This window comes from Vibrio sp. YQ_11 (genome assembly GCF_043103065.1).
GTDB classification, from domain to species: domain Bacteria; phylum Pseudomonadota; class Gammaproteobacteria; order Enterobacterales; family Vibrionaceae; genus Vibrio; species Vibrio parahaemolyticus.
Genome location: NZ_JBICJM010000029.1, coordinates 1 through 18,920, shown reverse-complemented (window position 1 = coordinate 18,920; position 18,920 = coordinate 1). Strand labels below are relative to the sequence as shown.

Annotated in this window: 16 protein-coding genes and 4 tRNA genes; 2 read left to right on the top strand and 18 right to left on the bottom strand. The window is 46.0% G+C overall.

Features of this window, described 5'->3' with window-relative positions; genetic code table 11:
* Positions 1-74: 74 nt before the first annotated feature.
* The 9 genes from ACF8EG_RS11875 to leuS form a co-directional block, all read right to left on the bottom strand.
* Positions 75-1,253, bottom strand: a complete 1,179-nt coding sequence (locus ACF8EG_RS11875; RefSeq protein ID WP_005488796.1) for a serine hydrolase — start codon at positions 1,251-1,253, stop codon at positions 75-77.
* A 92-nt stretch (positions 1,254-1,345) separates the two neighbouring features.
* Positions 1,346-2,149: a septal ring lytic transglycosylase RlpA family protein gene (locus tag ACF8EG_RS11870; RefSeq protein ID WP_029832608.1), complete on the bottom strand. Its 804-nt coding sequence runs from the start codon at positions 2,147-2,149 to the stop codon at positions 1,346-1,348.
* Positions 2,150-2,151: 2 nt separating this feature from the next.
* Positions 2,152-3,273 carry a rod shape-determining protein RodA gene (gene rodA, locus ACF8EG_RS11865; RefSeq protein ID WP_005483658.1) on the bottom strand — a complete coding sequence of 374 codons (1,122 nt, stop codon included), beginning with the start codon at positions 3,271-3,273 and terminating at the stop codon, positions 2,152-2,154.
* On the bottom strand, positions 3,273-5,198 hold the full coding sequence (gene mrdA, locus ACF8EG_RS11860; protein WP_005493014.1) for a penicillin-binding protein 2: 1,926 nt from the start codon (positions 5,196-5,198) through the stop codon (positions 3,273-3,275). The genes rodA and mrdA overlap by 1 nt, the downstream gene beginning before the upstream one ends.
* Before the next feature lie 29 nt (positions 5,199-5,227).
* Positions 5,228-5,698 (bottom strand): 23S rRNA (pseudouridine(1915)-N(3))-methyltransferase RlmH, encoded by a 471-nt coding sequence (gene rlmH / locus ACF8EG_RS11855; protein ID WP_069506726.1) that lies wholly within the window; start codon positions 5,696-5,698, stop codon positions 5,228-5,230.
* A 4-nt stretch (positions 5,699-5,702) separates the two neighbouring features.
* Positions 5,703-6,020, bottom strand: coding sequence for a ribosome silencing factor (gene rsfS, locus ACF8EG_RS11850; protein WP_021453827.1), 318 nt, complete (start codon positions 6,018-6,020; stop codon positions 5,703-5,705).
* A gap of 91 nt (positions 6,021-6,111) precedes the next feature.
* On the bottom strand, positions 6,112-7,131 hold the full coding sequence (gene holA, locus ACF8EG_RS11845) for a DNA polymerase III subunit delta (RefSeq protein ID WP_005496214.1): 1,020 nt from the start codon (positions 7,129-7,131) through the stop codon (positions 6,112-6,114).
* Positions 7,132-7,136: 5 nt separating this feature from the next.
* Positions 7,137-7,679, bottom strand: a complete 543-nt coding sequence (gene lptE / locus ACF8EG_RS11840; RefSeq protein WP_005454508.1) for an LPS assembly lipoprotein LptE — start codon at positions 7,677-7,679, stop codon at positions 7,137-7,139.
* Positions 7,680-7,850: 171 nt separating this feature from the next.
* Positions 7,851-10,424: a leucine--tRNA ligase gene (leuS, locus tag ACF8EG_RS11835; protein WP_069506723.1), complete on the bottom strand. Its 2,574-nt coding sequence runs from the start codon at positions 10,422-10,424 to the stop codon at positions 7,851-7,853.
* Positions 10,425-10,579: 155 nt separating this feature from the next.
* Here leuS and ACF8EG_RS11830 point away from each other — a divergent pair, with 155 nt between their 5' ends.
* The gene (locus ACF8EG_RS11830) at positions 10,580-11,050 is read left to right on the top strand and encodes a zinc ribbon-containing protein (protein WP_005454505.1); all 471 of its coding nucleotides are present in this window, start codon (positions 10,580-10,582) and stop codon (positions 11,048-11,050) included.
* Between the two features lie 94 nt (positions 11,051-11,144).
* Here the strand turns inward: ACF8EG_RS11830 and lnt are convergent, their stop codons facing one another.
* From lnt to miaB, 5 genes are all read right to left on the bottom strand, one after another.
* On the bottom strand, positions 11,145-12,662 hold the full coding sequence (gene lnt, locus ACF8EG_RS11825) for an apolipoprotein N-acyltransferase (protein ID WP_069506720.1): 1,518 nt from the start codon (positions 12,660-12,662) through the stop codon (positions 11,145-11,147).
* 39 nt (positions 12,663-12,701) lie between these two features.
* Entirely contained in the window at positions 12,702-13,601 is a 900-nt protein-coding gene (corC, locus tag ACF8EG_RS11820; protein WP_005483493.1) for a CNNM family magnesium/cobalt transport protein CorC, read from the bottom strand.
* Between the two features lie 106 nt (positions 13,602-13,707).
* Positions 13,708-14,172 carry an rRNA maturation RNase YbeY gene (ybeY, locus tag ACF8EG_RS11815; protein WP_069506716.1) on the bottom strand — a complete coding sequence of 155 codons (465 nt, stop codon included), beginning with the start codon at positions 14,170-14,172 and terminating at the stop codon, positions 13,708-13,710.
* A 2-nt stretch (positions 14,173-14,174) separates the two neighbouring features.
* A complete protein-coding gene (locus ACF8EG_RS11810; RefSeq protein WP_005483495.1) occupies positions 14,175-15,272 on the bottom strand; it encodes a PhoH family protein in 1,098 nt (365 codons plus the stop codon).
* A 73-nt stretch (positions 15,273-15,345) separates the two neighbouring features.
* Positions 15,346-16,770, bottom strand: coding sequence for a tRNA (N6-isopentenyl adenosine(37)-C2)-methylthiotransferase MiaB (gene miaB, locus ACF8EG_RS11805; RefSeq protein ID WP_005496209.1), 1,425 nt, complete (start codon positions 16,768-16,770; stop codon positions 15,346-15,348).
* A 258-nt stretch (positions 16,771-17,028) separates the two neighbouring features.
* Between miaB and ACF8EG_RS11800 the strand changes: the two genes are divergently transcribed.
* Entirely contained in the window at positions 17,029-18,204 is a 1,176-nt protein-coding gene (locus tag ACF8EG_RS11800) for a 2-octaprenyl-3-methyl-6-methoxy-1,4-benzoquinol hydroxylase (RefSeq protein WP_069506712.1), read from the top strand.
* Positions 18,205-18,345: 141 nt separating this feature from the next.
* Here the strand turns inward: ACF8EG_RS11800 and ACF8EG_RS11795 are convergent.
* The 4 genes from ACF8EG_RS11795 to ACF8EG_RS11780 form a co-directional block, all read right to left on the bottom strand.
* Positions 18,346-18,430, bottom strand: a tRNA-Leu gene (locus tag ACF8EG_RS11795).
* A 54-nt stretch (positions 18,431-18,484) separates the two neighbouring features.
* Positions 18,485-18,559 (bottom strand) — tRNA-Gln (locus tag ACF8EG_RS11790).
* A 47-nt stretch (positions 18,560-18,606) separates the two neighbouring features.
* Positions 18,607-18,691, bottom strand: a tRNA-Leu gene (locus ACF8EG_RS11785).
* A gap of 29 nt (positions 18,692-18,720) precedes the next feature.
* A tRNA-Leu gene (locus tag ACF8EG_RS11780) sits at positions 18,721-18,805 on the bottom strand.
* Positions 18,806-18,920: the final 115 nt, after the last annotated feature.

Here is an 18,920-nt window from a genome sequence, read left to right as displayed (position 1 = left end):
AGGTGAGGATCACAGACTTAAAAAGCCGCCATAATTGGCGGCTTTGCGAATAAGTTTGCTATTCTGCGACTCGTTTAGAAGAAGCTCTTGAATAACAATACGATGTAATCCCATAAACGGCTGAACAAGCTGCCTTGCTCTACGGTTTCTAGTGCCATTAGCGGGTATTCAGCAATATCTTCACCATCGATTTGATAGTATAGCTTACCGACTACATCACCTTTATTAATTGGGGCTTCTAGCTCTTTTTCAAGTACGAAGCTTGCTTTTAGGTTTTTCGCTTCACCGCGTGGCAGTGTTACGTAAGTGTCTTGATCAAGACCCAGAGCAACGGTGTCTTTGTTACCCATCCACACTTTTTCTTCTACGAAGGTTTCACCCGCTTTGTGAGGCGCTACTGTTTCGAAGAAGCGGAAGCCGTAGCTCAGTAGTTTTTTACTTTCTGATTTACGAGCATTTGCATCTTTAGTGCCCATCACTACAGCAACCAAACGCATTTGGCCTTCTGTTGCTGAGCTTACTAGGCTGTAACCTGCGTTGCTTGTGTGTCCAGTTTTGATGCCATCAACGTTCATGCTCTTATCCCAAAGTAGACCGTTGCGGTTGTATTGGGTGATGCCGTTGTAAGTGAATTTCTTTTCAGAGTAAACACGGTACTCATCTGGCACGTCACGAATCAGAGCTTTACCAAGTAGCGCCATGTCGTAAGGTGTTGAGTACAGTTCTGAGTTATCTAGGCCGTGAACGTTGGCAAAATGAGAATTCTTCATGCCTAGGGTATTTGCCCACGCGTTCATTAGGTCAACAAATGCATCTTCAGAACCTGCGATGTGTTCAGCCATTGCCACACACGCATCGTTACCTGATTGAATGATGATGCCACGGTTAAGATCACGTACTTTTACCGTAGTACCTACTTCAATGAACATTTTTGAAGAATCTGGGAAGTTTTTCGCCCATGCATTCTTACTGATGGTTACGTCATCATCTTCTGAGATATTACCACGTGCTAGCTCTTGGCCGATTACGTAGCTGGTCATCATTTTAGTTAGACTAGCAGGAGACAATTTTGTGTTCATTTCTTTTTCTGCTAGCACTTTACCTGAATGGTAATCCATCAGTACGTAGCCTTTTGCCGCAATTTGAGGCGCATCTGGAACAACGACTGGTGATGCAAAAGCAGATTGAGCGAAGGTTGCAGAAAGGGCAACCGAAGAAACGAGAATAGATTTCACAAACTTATTTTTATTCATGGTAATTCAAATTTTTGGGTTTAACTGCACACATCTTACCAGAATCCCCACTTATGTAAGAGGGGCTTCGTTTAGAAATTCATGACTCAAGGTCATTTCGCAGTGTTGTGTTTTTTAATAAATGCGGACGAATAGCCGAGCAACTTTACTTTATCCAGTGTGGCTTGCGTCAGGGAATAGTCAGTAAATGGACCCAATAACAAGCGATAAGACTCTTTCGCGTTTTCCAAGAAAGTTTCGGTATCCAGCTTTTGACCAAGCTCTGCGCCTAAAGTTCGTGCGCGATCTTCATTTTTTGAAGATGCGACTTGAATGACGTACTTTGGGTGAGATTCTAGCGACTTTTGATCGGTAGGTTTCTCTACGCTGATAACTTCGATTTCAACATTCGCCGTTCCTGTTTTTATGACATCCAATTTATGCGCAGCGGCGTAGCTCAAGTCGATGATACGGCCATCGTGAAACGGACCTCGATCATTTACTCGAACGACTGTGGCTTTGCCATTGTCGGTGTTGGTCACTTTCACATAGCTTGGTAACGGTAGCGTTTTATGCGCAGCCGTCATGGAGTACATGTCGTAGATTTCACCGTTAGACGTCAAATGCCCCTGGAACTTTTTACCGTACCAAGATGCACGACCTTTTTCAGTAAACCCTTTTGCGTCGCGAACGATCTTGTAATCATTACCGCGCAAGTGGTAATCGGTATTACCACCTAGGCTGTAAGGTTCGTATTTGGGATGCGCATCCTCGATGTGTTCGACTGAAAGCGGTGTATCAGGTGCTACATCGGATTCAAGTTCGTAACGGCCTTCTTGTGTCTTTTGGCTGGTGGATGAACAACCAGCCAAAATCAGTGCAGAAAAAACTAAGGAATATAAAGCGCGTTTTTGCATGTCTAGGTCGCCTTAGAGAATGCTTTTCGGTGCGTATGAATCGACATCAAAATGCCAAAACCAGCCATTAGGGTCACCATCGAGGTACCGCCGTAGCTGATCAGTGGTAACGGTACACCTACAACAGGTAGGATGCCACTCACCATGCCGATATTTACAAAAATATACACGAAGAAGCTAAGTACAATACTGCCTGCCATCATTCGTCCAAACGCGGTTTGTGCTTGGCTAGCAAGGTACAAACCTCGACCAATAATGAAGAGATAGATGGCTAATAGGCAAAGGAAGCCAATCATACCCCATTCCTCAGCAATTACTGCAAAGATAAAGTCAGTGTGTCGTTCAGGAAGAAATTCCAGTTGTGACTGCGTACCGTGCAACCAACCTTTACCGGAAATACCGCCAGAACCAATCGCAATTTTACTTTGGATAATGTGGTAACCCGCACCAAGTGGGTCAGATTCTGGATTGAACAGAGTACGAACGCGAACCTTTTGGTATTCGCGCATCAAGAAGAACCACAAAATTGGTATGAAGCCACCCAAGGCAATGGCAGCAGCAGCGATGATCTTCCAACTGATGCCTGCTAGGAAAATAACGAAAATACCTGAAGCCGCAATCAGAATCGACGTTCCCAAATCTGGTTGTTTCGCGATAAGAATCGTTGGTAAGCACACCATGATTAGCGCAACAATCAGCGTTCGGAATGTTGGTGGTAATGGTTGGCGGCCGATATAGCGCGCAACCATCAACGGTACCGCAAGTTTGAGTAATTCGGACGGTTGGAATCGAACAAAGCCTAGGTTGAGCCAGCGTTGCGCACCTTTCGAGGCCTCTCCAAAGAACAGTACGCCAAATAGTAAAACTACACCGGCAACAAACATTAGTGGCGCCAGGCTTTCATACGTTCGTGGAGAAAGCTGAGCCAGAACCACCATCACGACAAGAGACAATACCATGCGCATTGCTTGGCGATCCATCATCTCCAAACTTTGTCCGCTGGCACTGTACATGATCACGAGACCAAAACCCATTAAAGCAAAGATGCCGAGTAGGAGGGGCAAGTCGATATGGAAGCGCTCAAACAAGGCGCGGTTTTTACCTGTAGAGGGATCCATCTTCATTAGCGTGTAACCTCTTTTTGCGCGTTGGTTTTGTCATCTTCTGGTTTGATTTCTTCTGGGCCAAGAACCACTCGGTCAAAAATCTTTCTCGCCATTGGACCACCGTTACTTGAGCCACCACCTGCGTTTTCTAGCACGAGTGTAACGATAACTTTTGGATCGTCAAACGGAGCAAAGCCCGTAAACAGGGCGTGGTCACGCAAGTGTTCCGCGATTTCATCTGCGTTGTACTCTTCGTTCTCGCCCAAGCCAAAGACCTGCGCTGTACCTGATTTACCGGCTGTCTGGTAGCTCATATTGTAGAAAGAACGACGAGCTGTACCACGAGTACCATGGTTTACACGGCGCATACCTTCTTTCGCAATATCCCAGTATTTTTCTGGCACATTTTGAATCGGTGGGTAGGTTACGTATTCAGAGGTTTCTTGTTCCTCAAAGTTATCACCATTATCGATGGTGGACTTTAGGAGGTGAGGAGCGGAAACCGCACCATTATTCACTAACACCGATGTTGCTTTCGCAATTTGCATTGGTGTTGCCGTCCAATAGCCTTGGCCGATACCAACAGGAATGGTGTCACCTTTATACCAAGGCGTTTTGTGACGAGACATCTTCCAATCACGAGTTGGCATATTAGCCTTACTTTCTTCGTAGATATCGATGCCTGTGTAGTCACCAAAACCAAACATCATCATCCAGTTTGAAATTCGGTCGATCCCCAAGTCATAAGCAATTTGGTAGTAAAACGTATCAACAGACTCTTCAATGGATTTAATGACATCTACGCGGCCATGTCCCCAACGCAACCAGTCACGGAATGGACGAGTGTCTGAGTTAGGGATGCGCCAATAACCTGGGTCGTTGCGAGTAGTATTTGGCGTGATTACGCCTTCTTGCAACGCTGCGACTGCCATAAATGGCTTGATTGTTGAAGCTGGCGGATAAATACCTAGCGTCGTGCGGTTTACCAACGGGCGGTTTTTATCGTTCAACAAGTCGCGATAGGCTTTACCTGAAATGCCGTGGACAAAAGCGTTCGGGTCGTAACTTGGGCTAGACACCATAGCTAGCACCCCATTGTCTCGAGGATCAAGCACGATAGCGCTGCCACGTCGACCATCCAAAAGCTGATGAACGTAAAGCTGCAAGTTGATATCGAGGTTTAAGACAATGTCTTTGCCCGGAACTGGCGGTACGTATTTTAACGTGCGAATCACGCGTCCTCGGCTGTTGACTTCCACTTCTTGGTAGCCAGCAGTGCCGTGCAGCAGATCTTCGTAGTATTTTTCGATGCCCAACTTACCGATGTCACGAGTCGCTTGGTAGTTGGCGTCTTTTTCTTCTCGAATCAAACGCTGCATGTCGCGGTCATTGATACGAGAAACATAGCCGATTACGTGCGTTAACACTTCCCCGTAAGGGTAGTAACGTTTGAGTGTGGCACTAATTTCAACACCAGGAAAACGGTATTGGTTGACGGAAAAGACCGCGACCTGCTTTTCGTTCAGCTGGGTTAGCAATGGGACGGATTTGAATCGACGGGTACGCTTACGCTCACGATGGAAGCGTTCGATCTGTTCTGGTGTGATTTCCAGAATGGTTTGCAATTCTTGGATAGTAGCGTCGATGTCTTTGATTTTTTCTGGAGTCAGCTCCAAGTTAAAGACAGGACGGTTTTCGGCTAACAGGACACCATTTCGGTCGTAGATAAGACCGCGGTTTGGCGCAATAGGAACCACTTTGATGCGGTTGTCATTTGAACGGGTTTGATAATCTTGAAACTGGTTCACCTGAATGTTGTACATATTGGCGACCAGCAAGCCCATCAAAACAACGATGCCGAAAAAAGCAACGATAGCGCGACTGGCGAACAGGCGCGCTTCGGCTTGATAATCTCGGATTTGACTGCGGCGTCTACGAATCATTAACGCTTGGCTCTAAAGTTAAACAACGATTATTCGCGATGGTAAGGGTGGTTAGCGGTAATGCTCCACGCTCGGTATAAACTCTCTGCCATGACGATACGCACAAGTGGGTGCGGTAACGTTAGCGCTGACAGTGACCAACTTTGGTCGGCTGCGGCTTTACATGCAGGTGCTAAACCTTCAGGACCACCTATCAGAATAGAAACGTCACGACCATCGAGTTTCCAAGCTTCTAGCTGCTCTGCCAGTTGTGGGGTGTCCCACTTTTTACCGGGAATATCTAGGGTCACGATACGATTGCCTTTTGGCACTGCTGTTAACATCGCTTCGCCTTCTTTTTGTAGAATTCGAGCAATATCAGCGTTTTTGCCGCGTTTTCCTGCTGAGATTTCAACCAACTCTAGTGGCATATCATGAGGGAAACGGCGACGGTATTCTTGGAAGCCTTCTTCAACCCACTTTGGCATTTTTGTGCCAACGGCAATTAGTTGAATTTTCAAAAGATTAACCCCAGAGTTTTTCTAGTTGGTACAGAGAGCGGTGTTCTTCCTGCATGACATGCAGCATCGCGTCGCCCATATCTAGGACAACCCATTCACCTTCGTTTTCTCCTTCCATACCTAAAGGTTCAAGGCCTGCTTTTTTTACTTCAGATGCAACGTGATCGGCGATGGATGAAACGTGGCGTTTAGACGTACCCGTACAAATGATCATGTAGTCTGTTACGCTGGATTTGTCTTCCACGTTTAGGATGATAATATCTTCCGCTTTCATATCGTCGGCTTTGTCTGCTAAAAAGTCTTTCAGTTCTTCGCGAAGCACTCGGTTTTCCTCGGGTTATCTCTTTTTACATCTCATCTATTTTGCGTGTAGTTGGGCAAAATAGGTCGCGCACTATAGCACGCTTTGATTTTTAAATTGCCAGCTTAATATCAGGAGAGCAGGTTTCTAAGCTCAATTGATGAATAGTTGGCCAGACGGACTCGTCATACTGGGTTTTGGCTTTAATCTCAGCTTGCGCAAGCAAGGAGATTAGGGCACATATACGGCTTGCTGATAAGCGCATTAACGCTGCGTTATAAAGCGGACGTTTATTTTGCCAAACGCGATACTTCTCAAAGACTTGGCTAATCGACATTTGAGTCAGATCTTGATGCATGCTTAATAGTTGATTGAACTCTTTCTGCACACTTCGGATGAGAATGACCGTTTCAATGCCTTCGGCTTCTAATTGACGCAGGATGCGTTGAGCACGATTAGCTTTACCTGCAAGTAACGCATCAATCCAATTAAACGTCGTAAAGTGGTTGTGTCGACTTAAGGCTTCCTCTAAGCGTACAACAGTCAGTTCGCCATCAGGATAGAGCAAAGCCAGTTTCTCTAGACTCTGAGAAAGTGCAAATAAGTTGCCTTCATGCCACTGTGCCAACATCTGTAAGGATTGCTGATCGGGCTTTAAACCTAATGCGCGGCAGCGCGTTTGCACAAACATAGGCAAACGCTGAAGATCCGGCGTTAAGCAGCTGACCCAATCGCCTTTGGTATTCAGTGCTTTAAACCATTTGGCATTTTCTTGCGCTTTAGTCAGCTTCGTTCCGATGATCACTAGCATGATGTCATCATGCAACATGTCACACAGAGTCTGTAGCTCTTTGCTGATAGCTGTGGTGACACCGCTTTCTGGGATCTCAAGCTCAATGAGTTGTCGACTAGAAAATAAGCTCAGAGCTTGAAAGCAGTCATACACTTGGTTCCAATCTAAACTTGCATCGACAGCAAAACGGTGTCTTTCTTCAAAACCATGTTGTAGAGCGGTTTTTTGAATCGCTTGGCGGCTTTCTTGGATCAGTAGCGGTTCGTTTCCGAAGATCAGATAAACCTGCTTTAAGTGTTTGGCTAGATGGTCAGCTAGCTTGTCAGCATAAATTCGCATGTTGATTAAGAGTTTGTTTTCTCAGTTGGCGCGGCAATTTGCCCCGCTTCGTACTCGGCACGAATTCGGCCAAGTTGACGCATCATCTGTTTCGCTGCTTGTTGACGCATCTCGTCTTCGATTACGTCACGTTCAACCGATTTTGCCAATGCCGTTAACGGGTTGTCTAGGTAGTTGCGGTTCACGGTTGTGGTGAAATTTTTTGAGCCAAACCCTGGAATTGTGACGCGATATTGCACCACGTAAGTCAACTCTTTTTCTGCCGCACGACTGTTTTGGTAAAGCGAGAGCGTTCGCTCATCCATGGTTGCTTTGATTAAATGCAGATTTGGTACTGAAGATGACGGCTGAACTAGGTCAACTTTGTTGAGTTGCAGCTGAGAGCGTACATAGCGTGTGAGTTTGCTGTATTCATCGTAGCTAGAGAATGACATGGTGTGCAGCTCTTCCGGAACGGAATACTCGCCACGAAGGTGAAAACCACAGGCAGAAAGAAGCCCCGCTAGTACCAATACCACTGGTAGTTTAATCAAAGAGAAAAAGCGCATTGATTGTATTCATCCTAAATTGAAGGGGTTATTTACCTTAAACCACTCACTGTGAATGGTTTGAGGTAAATAAACAGGGTAGTGAACTACCCTGTTTAAAGACTCTTAGCGCGCGAATTAGTTCGCTCTGCGTTGCGTTATTGCAAGCTGTAATTTGCTTACAGTGACCGCTTAGTTTGCAACGATGTTCAGCAGTTTACCTGGTACGTAAATTACTTTACGGATTGTTAGGCCATCTGTGAACTTAGTAACGTTTTCGTCGTTTAGACCAAGCTCTTCAACTTGTTCTTTCGTTGTGTCTGCCGCTACTGTTAACTTCGCACGTAGCTTACCGTTAACTTGAACAACGATAGTTTTTTCGTCTTCAACTAGCGCTTTCTCATCAAACGTTGGCCATGCTGCGTTGTCGATGTCTGACTCACCAAGCGCAGTCCATAGCTCGTATGAAATGTGCGGAGTGATTGGGTAAAGCATCGTTACAACCGCTTTTAGTGCTTCATCAAGAATTGCACGATCTTGTGCAGATTCTTGAGGTGCTTTCGCTAGCTTGTTCATCAGTTCCATGATTGCTGCGATTGCTGTGTTGAACGTTTGACGACGAGCTATATCGTCAGTCACTTTCGCGATAGTTTTGTGAACGTCACGACGAAGTGCTTTTTGCTCACCAGAAAGTGCTGCTGTATCCACTGCTTCTGCTGCGCCTTTCTCTGCGTGTTCTTTCACTAGTTTCCAAACACGTTTTAGGAAGCGGTTTGCACCTTCTACGCCAGACTCTTGCCACTCAAGCGTCATGTCTGCTGGAGATGCGAACATCATGAATAGACGTACTGTGTCAGCACCGTACTTGTCTACCATCTCTTGAGGGTCGATACCGTTGTTTTTAGACTTAGACATTTTGATCATGCCTGAGTGTGTTACATCACGGCCTTCGTTGTCTTTAGCAGAAATGATGCGGCCTTTACCGTCACGCTCTACAGCAACATCTGTTGGTGCAACCCACTCTTTACCGCCTTTCTCGTTCTCGAAGTAGAACGCGTCAGCCAGTACCATGCCTTGACATAGTAGTTGTTTGAACGGCTCGTCAGACGTTACGTAGCCTGCATCACGTAGCAGTTTGTGGAAGAAGCGTGAGTACAATAGGTGCATACAAGCGTGCTCGATACCACCGATGTACTGGTCTACTGGTAGCCAGTAGTTTGCTTTTTCTGGATCTAGGATATCGTCAGCTTGTGGTGAACAGTAACGTGCGTAGTACCAAGAAGATTCCATGAACGTATCGAACGTATCTGTCTCACGTAGAGCCGGTTCGCCGTTGAATGTGGTCTTCGCCCATTCTTTGTCTGCTTTGATTGGGCTGGTTACGCCATCCATTACCACGTCTTCTGGAAGAATCACTGGTAGTTGGTCAGCAGGTACTGGATGAACTTCACCGTCTTCAGTGGTTACCATTGGGATTGGTGCACCCCAGTAACGTTGACGAGATACACCCCAGTCACGTAGACGGAAGTTAACTGTCTTAGTGCCTTTACCTTCCGCTTCTAGCTTCGCTGCGATTGCATCGAATGCCGCTTGGAATTCTAGGCCGTCGAACTCACCTGAATCGAACAATACACCTTTCTCTGTGTATGCCGCTTCAGAGATGTCTAGCTCGCTACCATCTGTTGGTTTGATCACTGGGATGATGTCTAGACCGTACTTAGTTGCGAATTCGAAGTCGCGTTGGTCGTGTGCAGGTACTGCCATTACAGCACCTGTACCGTAGTCCATCAATACGAAGTTTGCGACGTAAACTGGTACTTCACGACCGTTCAATGGATGAATAGCAGTAAGGCCAGTTGCCATACCTTTCTTCTCCATTGTCGCCAGTTCAGCTTCAGCAACTTTGGTGTTCTTACATTCTTCGATGAATGCAGCAAGCTCTGGGTTGTTCTCTGCAGCTAGCGTTGCTAGAGGGTGACCCGCTGCGATACCTACGTAAGTCACACCCATCAGTGTGTCTGGACGCGTTGTGTAAACTTCTAGGTCTTGTTGACCTTTCACTTCAAACTTCAGTTCCACACCTTCAGAGCGACCAATCCAGTTGCGTTGCATGGTCTTAACCATTTCTGGCCAACCTTCAAGTTTGTCTAGATCGTCAAGTAGCTCTTGCGCGTATTCTGTGATCTTGATGAACCACTGAGGGATCTCTTTTTGCTCTACTGGAGTGTCACAACGCCAGCAGCAGCCGTCTTCAACCTGTTCGTTTGCAAGAACGGTTTGGTCGTTTGGACACCAGTTAACAGAAGACGTTTTCTTGTAAACTAGGCCTTTTTCGTAAAGCTTAGTGAAGAACTCTTGTTCCCAACGGTAGTACTCAGGCGTACAAGTTGCGAATTCACGATTCCAGTCGTAGCCAAAACCTAGCAATTTAAGCTGGTTTTTCATGTATTCGATGTTTTCGTAAGTCCATGGCGCAGGTGCTGTGTTGTTTTTCACCGCTGCGTTTTCTGCTGGTAGACCGAACGCATCCCAACCAATTGGTTGCATTACATTTTTGCCTTGTAGGCGTTGGAAGCGAGATACTACGTCACCGATGGTGTAGTTGCGCACGTGACCCATGTGCAGTCGACCACTTGGGTATGGGAACATAGATAGACAGTAGAATTTTTCTTTATTTGGGTCTTCACTTACAACAAAGGTCTTGTTGTCATCCCAGTGCTTTTGAACTTTCTGTTCAATGTCTTGTGGATTGTATTGTTCTTGCATCGATGATATCCGGTTATCTTGGAATTTGTGAGTTCGGTTAGAACAGACTTAAATAGATCGTCATAGAATACCTAAAGCTAGGGATCACAACAATAGCCAATCTGTACCCATGCGCACTGAATGCGCCTAGGTAGGAGAAAGAATGGAGGTCAGTTATGCCTAAACGTAAAACAGGTTATGAGGAAATGCTCGAGGATGTGATTGAAACCTTGAAGCAAAGTCCGGAAGAAGTTAACAAAGCTTTAGAAACGTCGGGCAAAGTGGTGGAAGCCGCCAATGACTTGACCAAAGATGAGTTGGCCTTAATTGCCGCGTATGTGAAAGCCGACTTAAAAGAGTTTTCTGAGAGCTATGAAGACAGCAAAAGCGGTCCTTTTTACTTAACGGTAGCGGATTCCATTTGGCAAGGCTTACTAGAGATTACGGACCGTACCAAAGTTGAATGGGTAGAGCTCTTTGATGACTTGGAGCATCAAGGCTTGTATGAAGCTGGCGAGGTTATCGGCTTAGGCACACTTGTCTGTGATGAGTGCGGACATAAAACTACCTACAACCATCCAACGATCATCATTCCTTGTATCAAATGTGGCCACAAAGGCTTTAGTCGTCAGTCCTTGAAACCATAGCCATCTATACCATCTTTTTGTATTTGCTTGATAAGAAAAAAGAGGCCGATTGGCCTCTTTTTCGTTATTCGTCTTATGTTAAAAAATGACGTTTTTAGTCTTTCTTTCTCGGTAACCACCAAGCCAGCATTAAACTCAGCGCAACCCAAAAATACAATGGCCAAGTGCCAAACGTTCGGTATGGTGTTGTTCCATCTGTTGGGGTGAGCTCTGCACGTAGTACAGCTGTTTCAAATTGAGGAACTTGCTCTACAATCTTGCCTTTATAATCGGTTACTGCTGTTAAGCCGTTGTTTGTTGAACGGATCAGCGGTTTGCCCAGTTCCAGAGCACGCATACGAGCGATTTCCATATGCTGAAGTGGTCCAATCGAATGTCCAAACCATGCATCGTTCGAAAGCGTTAGAATGAAGTCGGTTTCGTCAGTAACGTTTTGACGCACTTGTTCATTAAAAATGATCTCGTAACAGAGCGCTGGTGCCATGTGCATGCCGTTCGCAACGATATTAGGTTGCACGAATGCCCCACGGCTAAACGACGACATTGGTAAATTGAAGAATGGAGCCAGCGGGCGCAAGATATCTTCAAACGGGACAAACTCACCAAACGGTAATAGGTGATGCTTGTGGTAGCGTTCGCCCATATCAAAGCTGTAATCACCGTATGGTGTGACGCCTAGCGACAGAATGCTGTTATAGAACTGCTTGTCTTCCGATTGATTAACAATGCCTGTGATGATGGCGCTGTTGTTCATCTTCGCGGCACTGTCGATGTTGCTCAAGAAGGAAGGAACTTCAACTTCAAATGCAGGGATTGCTGCTTCTGGCCAGACAATGATGTCGGCGTCCCAGTTTTCACGCGTAAGGTCGGCATACTTCATGATGGTTGGCCAGCGTTGGCTTGGCAGCCATTTGAGGTTCTGGTCGACGTTACCTTGAATCAACGCCACTTTGGTGGTGTCTGCTGGGCGAGGTGTCACCCAATCATATTGGCGAATCCCAAAACCTGCACTTATCAAAACAACAGGGATGATAATCATCAACCACTGTTTGTGAATCCACGCATATGCTAATGCACCTGCACTAATAAGAACAAACAGCGTGAGCAGTTCTACACCACCGATCGGTGCAAAGCTTGCTAGTGGCGCATCAATTTGACTATAGCCCAACCACAACCAAGGGAAGCCAGTCATCACCCAACCGCGTAACCAATCGGTAATTAGCCATAATGCCGGAGCAGCAAGAAGCGCTTTACTGAGGCTAAATTGAGGGAAAAACTTATTGTTTAGCCAAGCGAACAATCCGGAATAAACTGCAAGGTAGGCAATGAGCATACCCATCAAGAAGAGGTTCGCAATCAGCGGCATCCCGCCGAAGCCAGAAATGCTGACATAAACCCAGCTAACACCTGTTGCAAATTGGCCTAATCCCCAAGCATAACCTATCCAAAGCGCGCGCTTAGGTGTTTGGTTTGCAAGAAGAATTAGCAATATTGCAGGGCTAAGAATGGCAATTGGCCATAACTGGTAAGGAGCAAATGCTAGGGTAGTGGAGGCGCCAACAAAAGCGGCCACTAAGGGCCGCTTGAGGCGATGAAAGAGTAAATTCATCATTATTGTTTTTTCTGATATTCCCGGTAGTAGGGTATCGCGTTACTCTTGAGTGGCTTCAACCAGCGTTTCTTCGTCTGGAATGGTCACTTGGAGTTGAATGACACGACGGTTATCGGCAGCGGTGACTTTGAAGTTGTAGCCTTCAATTTCGACCAATTCGCCGCGAGAAGGTAAGTGACCAAAGGCAGTCATGACCATGCCACCTACCGTATCTACTTCTTCATCGCTGAAGTTGGTACCGAATGTCTCATTAAACTCTTCGATGGTTGTCAGCGCTCTGACAGCAAACGTATGCTTGCTTAGCTTACGAATGTCTGTTTCTTCGCTTTCATCGAATTCATCTTCGATATCCCCGACGATTTCTTCCAGGATATCTTCAATGGTCACAAGACCAGAAACACCACCGAATTCATCGACAACAATCGCCATATGATAGCGTTCTTCACGGAACTCTTTTAGCAGGCGGTCAACACGTTTGCTTTCCGGTACCACAACTGCAGGTCGAATTACTTCTTCAATATCAAATGGGTTACTGCCTGAGCCTAAGTATTTAAGTAAGTCCTTCGCAAGAAGAATACCTTCCACATGGTCTTTATCTTCGCTGATTACTGGGTAGCGAGAGTGCTGAGCATCGGTAATAAGTGCGATTAGAGTATCTAAATCGTCAGTGCGCTCAACGGTGACCATTTGCGAACGCGGGATCATGATGTCACGCACACGCATTTCGGAGATTTCCATAACACCTTCGAGCATATCGCGAGTGTCGTGGTCAATCAGGTCATTTACTTCTGAGTCGCGGATTACATCCACAAGCTCTTGGCGGTCTTTTGGTTCGCCTTGAAATAGTTGACCTAGGCGTTCAAAGAAGGACTTTCTACTCGGACCTTCTGCCTTTTCTTTCTTACCTTCGTTAGAAGAGGGAGAATTATCTTCGTTCATTGTTTCTCAATTAAGTAACGCTATCAGACGTGTGATAGCTCACGTAGAGAGGCGAACGCGAGAACTGTTTTATTGGTTCGCCTTTCCCTGTCGAGTACCCAAAGGGTTACTCTTTTTCAGCAATATAAGGGTCTTCATAACCCATACCTTGCATGATTTCGGCTTCGAGTGACTCCATCTCTTCAGCTTCGTCATCCTCGATATGATCATAACCTAGCAGATGCAAGCTGCCATGTACAACCATATGCGCCCAATGTGCTAACAGAGGCTTATTCTGTTCAATTGCCTCTTTTTCAACAACTTGGCGGCAAATAATAAGATCGCCCAAAAGGTCTATATCCATGCCAGGAGGCGCTTCAAATGGGAAGGAAAGCACATTCGTCGGCTTATCTTTACCACGATACTCATGGTTAAGATCGTGGCTTTCTTTCTCATCGACAATTCGAATTGTCACTTCTGCTTGAGGTTGGAAAAGAGGGATGGTCTTGTCTAACCAAAGTTGGAAGTCTTGCTGCGAAGGTAAGCCTTCTTCATTTTCGACTGCCAGTTGCAGATCAAGTTCAATTGCCATTTTTATTCCTTAGTTGCAGCGACTTGAGCGCTAAGTTCTGCTTTCGCTGCTTCTAACAGTTTAGCATCACGCTCTTCACGGCGACGTTTCTCGAACTCTTTACGTTCTTTTTGATCTTGCGCTTCCCACTTCTCGTAGGCGTTGACGATGCGAGCAACCACGGGGTGGCGAACAACGTCATCTGCTTGGAAGAAGTTAAAGCTGATGTCGTCGACTTCACTGAGCACTTCAATCGCATGACGAAGACCTGACTTCGCACCACGAGGTAAGTCGATCTGAGTGACGTCACCAGTAATAACCGCACGAGAATTGAAACCAATACGAGTCAGGAACATTTTCATCTGTTCAACGGTAGTGTTCTGACTTTCATCTAGAATGATGAAAGCATCGTTCAGCGTACGACCGCGCATGTATGCCAGAGGAGCAACCTCGATAACGTTGCGTTCAATCAGCTTTTCAACTCGCTCGAAGCCTAGCATCTCGAATAATGCGTCGTACAGTGGACGAAGGTATGGGTCAACCTTTTGGCTTAAATCACCAGGTAAGAAACCCAGTTTTTCACCCGCTTCTACCGCCGGACGTGTCAAAAGAATGCGACGAATTTCTTGGCGTTCTAGTGCATCAACTGCTGCTGCAACGGCAAGGTAAGTCTTACCTGTACCTGCAGGACCAATACCAAAAGAGATGTCGTGCGTAACCATATTGACCAAGTACTGAGCTTGGTTTGGTGTGCGCGGTTTAATGACGCCTTTTTTGGTTTTTACGAACACTTCTTTACCGTGCGCAATACTTGATTCGGTATTTTGTTCTAATACGCCAGATTCTTTGATCGCCAGATGAATTTGTTCTGGTTCGATATCTGGGATCTCGCCACGCACAGGCGCAGTATCTACATAAAGCGTTTTTAGAATGTCCAGCGCAGCCGCTGAGGTGTGAGGCTTACCAACAATGGTAAAATGGTCACTACGATGGTTGATTTCAACGCCTAGACGGCGTTCTAAATGCTTGATGTTGTCGTCGAATGGACCGCACAGGCTAGCAAGTCGGCGGTTATCTGAAGGTTCTAGGTTAATTTCTAGAGTTACGATTTTATTGCTCAATGTTGCCTCTCATTTTATGCCACTCAATGAGAGCCTGATGACGACCAGGCTCTCCATGGCGATTTATACGAGCTTATGGCGTAAAAGTAGCTACACCTAGCTCATCTTCGCGACGTGTTTTCGCCATCATTTGTGTTGGAGAAATCACACTACGAAGGTCCATGTCTTTTTCTGTACGTACTAGCTCACCACGTAGCGAGTTTGCAAATACGTCCGTAATCTTCACGTCAACGAACTGACCAATTAGGTCTGCGCTACCTTCAAAGTTTACTACACGGTTGTTTTCTGTACGAGCGCGCAGTTCCATTAGGTTTTTCTTAGAAGGGCCTTCAACCAGTACACGCTGCTCAGTACCAAGCATTAGGCGTGAGTAACGCATTGCTTGTGCATTGATGGTTTGTTGCAGCTCGTATAGACGCTCTTTCTTCACTTGCTCTGGTATATCACAAGGGTAATCTGCCGCAGGTGTACCTGGACGAGGTGAGAAGATAAAGCTGAAGCTCATGTCAAAGTCTACGTCTTTGATTAGCTTCATTGTGTCTTGGAAGTCTTTGTCTGTTTCACCAGGGAAACCAACAATAAAGTCAGAACTGATTTGGATATCAGGACGCGCTTTACGTAGTTTACGGATGATTGACTTGTACTCGATAGCTGTGTGAGGACGCTTCATCATCGTTAGAATACGGTCACTACCACTTTGTACTGGCAGGTGTAGGAAACTCACAAGCTCCGGGGTATCTTCGTAAACCGCGATGATGTCGTCAGTAAACTCTAGCGGGTGGCTAGTCGTGAAACGAATACGGTCGATACCATCGATAGATGCAACGAGACGAAGCAGTTCAGCAAAAGAGCAGATCTCGCCGTCGTGCATAGGGCCACGGTATGCGTTTACGTTTTGACCTAGTAGGTTAACTTCACGTACACCTTGTTCCGCTAGCTGTGCAATCTCGAATAACACGTCATCCATTGGACGACTAACTTCTTCACCACGAGTGTATGGTACAACGCAGTAAGTACAGTATTTTGAACAGCCTTCCATGATAGAAACAAACGCCGTCGCACCTTCTGCACGTGGCTCAGGTAGGCGGTCGAACTTTTCAATCTCTGGGAACGAAATGTCCATTACCGGTGCATCGTCAGTTTGAGATTGTTTGATCATCTCAGGTAGGCGGTGCAGAGTTTGAGGGCCAAAGATTACGTCAACGTATGGTGCACGCTCGCGGATGTGGTCACCTTCTTGTGTTGCTACACAACCACCCACACCGATAACTACGCCAGGTTTTTTATCTTTTAGTGTTTTCCAACGGCCTAGCTGGTGGAAAACTTTCTCTTGCGCTTTTTCACGGATCGAACAGGTGTTAAGTAGAAGTACGTCTGCTTCCTCTGGCTCTTCCGTCAGCTCATAGCCGTTTGCAGCATTAAGCAGGTCGGCCATTTTTGATGAATCGTATTCGTTCATCTGGCAGCCCCAGGTTTTAATTAGCAGTTTCTTACTCATCTCACTTTCGCTCGTTCAGTTGTACTTAAATTGGAGAGCTATTGCTCAAATTATAGCCGCCATCACGGCGGTAAGCGGCGTATTGTACTGCTTTAAAAAGCACCTGACTAGTGATCTGACGAATTCTCTGCAAACCCTGATGAAATCTAGTTTTTTGCCCTATATACAGCAAGGTTTTTTGTTAAACAATTTTGTAAAAATAGCCTCGGAACGTACAATTGAAAAACGCCAAATAATCAGCATGATGAAGAGCAAAAAATGAACAAGTATGACATCGCCGTAATCGGTGGCGGCATGGTCGGGGCAGCTGTCGCAGTTGGATTTGCCAAGCAAGGTAGAAGCGTAGTGGTAGTTGAAGGAGCGGAGCCTAAAGCATTTGATGCTGCTCAAGCTCTGGACGTGCGAGTTTCTGCTATTTCACATCAATCGGTGAAATTACTTGAATCATTAGATGCTTGGTCGGCGATCGAAGCAATGCGTGTCTGTCCCTATCGTCGTCTGGAAACGTGGGAGCATCCTGAGTGTCGTACTCGTTTTCATTCTGATGAGCTTTCATTGGATCAACTCGGCTACATCGTTGAAAACCGCCTAATCCAACTTGGCCTTTGGCAAGCTTTCGCGCAATTCGACAACTTAACGGTGAAGTGTCCTGAGCGATTAAAAGATATCGACTTCAATGATGGAAACCGTATCACGCTAGAAAGCGGCGAACAGTTTGATGCGAACTGGAGCATTGGCGCTGATGGTGCTAATTCTAAAGTACGTCAGCTAGCGGGTATTGGCGTGACTGCTTGGGATTACCGTCAACATTGTATGCTCATCAATGTTAAGACTGAGTTGCCACAACAAGACATTACTTGGCAACAGTTCACCCCTAGTGGGCCTCGCTCTTTCCTACCTTTGTGTTCATTGACAGAAGATGGACAAGAAGTCGGGCAAGGATCTCTAGTTTGGTATGATTCCCCAAAACGAATCAAACAGCTTTGCGCGATGACCAAACCTCAATTAAGAGAAGAGATCGTGCGTCACTTTCCTAAAGAGCTTGGAGATATCGAAGTTCTGCAGTTTGGTTCTTTTCCTTTGACGCGTCGACACGCGCAGTCCTATTCGCATAGAGGTTGTGTGCTAGTTGGTGATTCAGCGCATACAATCAATCCATTAGCGGGGCAGGGCGTGAATTTAGGCTTTAAAGACGTTGATGTATTGCTATCAGTGACACAAGGGCAAGATGAGTTAACGGATGCTCTATTAGCAAAATATGAGCGTACTCGTCGCCCGGACAATCTTCTAATGCAGACCGGTATGGATTTTTTCTACAAAGGCTTTAGCAATGATTTGAGGCCTTTGAAGTTTGCACGCAATGCAGCATTAAAGCTGGCTGAAAATTCAGGGCCGATCAAAGCACAAGTATTGAAATACGCGTTAGGTATGTAGGCTAAGTATTACGTAGCAAACCAGATAGAAAAAAAGCGAGCCATGAGCTCGCTTTTTTAATTCGGTAAATCAAAGATCTACCGAGTCCAGAATCGGAAAAAAGAAAAAACCCAGCAAATTTTAATGCTGGGTTTTCAATGATGGTGCGGAAGGAGAGACTTGAACTCTCACACCTTGCGGCGCCAGAACCTAAATCTGGTGCGTCTACCAATTCCGCCACTTCCGCAACTTATCTTGTAGTCATCAAGGTAATTGGTAAAACCTCAACAACGTTTTGTAATGGCAGGGCTACCTGGATTCGAACCAGGGAATGGCGGCATCAAAAGCCGCTGCCTTACCGCTTGGCGATAGCCCTACAGGTCTTAGCCTTTCAACTAAGCGCTTTCCTAAACAAGGAAAGTATGGTGCGGAAAGAGAGACTTGAACTCTCACACCTTGCGGCGCCAGAACCTAAATCTGGTGCGTCTACCAATTCCGCCATTTCCGCATATTTGATATTGTAGATGATTATTAAGATGGTGCGGAAGGAGAGACTTGAACTCTCACACCTTACGGCGCCAGAACCTAAATCTGGTGCGTCTACCAATTCCGCCACTTCCGCATCTTAAATTCTACATGACCGATAGCTTAAGCTAACAATCTAATCAATGGTGGCTACGACGGGATTCGAACCTGTGACCCCATCATTATGAGTGATGTGCTCTAACCAGCTGAGC

Excerpts from the sequence above, each read along its gene's own strand:
- ACF8EG_RS11875 (WP_005488796.1), bottom strand. The coding sequence starts at position 1,253 with ATGAATAAAAATAAGTTTGTGAAATCTATTCTCGTTTCTTCGGTTGCC.
- rodA (WP_005483658.1), bottom strand. The coding sequence starts at position 3,273 with ATGAAGATGGATCCCTCTACAGGTAAAAACCGCGCCTTGTTTGAGCGC.
- ACF8EG_RS11830 (WP_005454505.1), top strand. The coding sequence starts at position 10,580 with ATGCCTAAACGTAAAACAGGTTATGAGGAAATGCTCGAGGATGTGATT.
- lnt (WP_069506720.1), bottom strand. The coding sequence starts at position 12,662 with ATGATGAATTTACTCTTTCATCGCCTCAAGCGGCCCTTAGTGGCCGCT.
- leuS (WP_069506723.1), bottom strand. The coding sequence starts at position 10,424 with ATGCAAGAACAATACAATCCACAAGACATTGAACAGAAAGTTCAAAAG.
- corC (WP_005483493.1), bottom strand. The coding sequence starts at position 13,601 with ATGAACGAAGATAATTCTCCCTCTTCTAACGAAGGTAAGAAAGAAAAG.
- holA (WP_005496214.1), bottom strand. The coding sequence starts at position 7,131 with ATGCGAATTTATGCTGACAAGCTAGCTGACCATCTAGCCAAACACTTA.
- lptE (WP_005454508.1), bottom strand. The coding sequence starts at position 7,679 with ATGCGCTTTTTCTCTTTGATTAAACTACCAGTGGTATTGGTACTAGCG.
- ACF8EG_RS11870 (WP_029832608.1), bottom strand. The coding sequence starts at position 2,149 with ATGCAAAAACGCGCTTTATATTCCTTAGTTTTTTCTGCACTGATTTTG.
- mrdA (WP_005493014.1), bottom strand. The coding sequence starts at position 5,198 with ATGATTCGTAGACGCCGCAGTCAAATCCGAGATTATCAAGCCGAAGCG.
- ACF8EG_RS11800 (WP_069506712.1), top strand. The coding sequence starts at position 17,029 with ATGAACAAGTATGACATCGCCGTAATCGGTGGCGGCATGGTCGGGGCA.
- miaB (WP_005496209.1), bottom strand. The coding sequence starts at position 16,770 with ATGAGTAAGAAACTGCTAATTAAAACCTGGGGCTGCCAGATGAACGAA.
- ybeY (WP_069506716.1), bottom strand. The coding sequence starts at position 14,172 with ATGGCAATTGAACTTGATCTGCAACTGGCAGTCGAAAATGAAGAAGGC.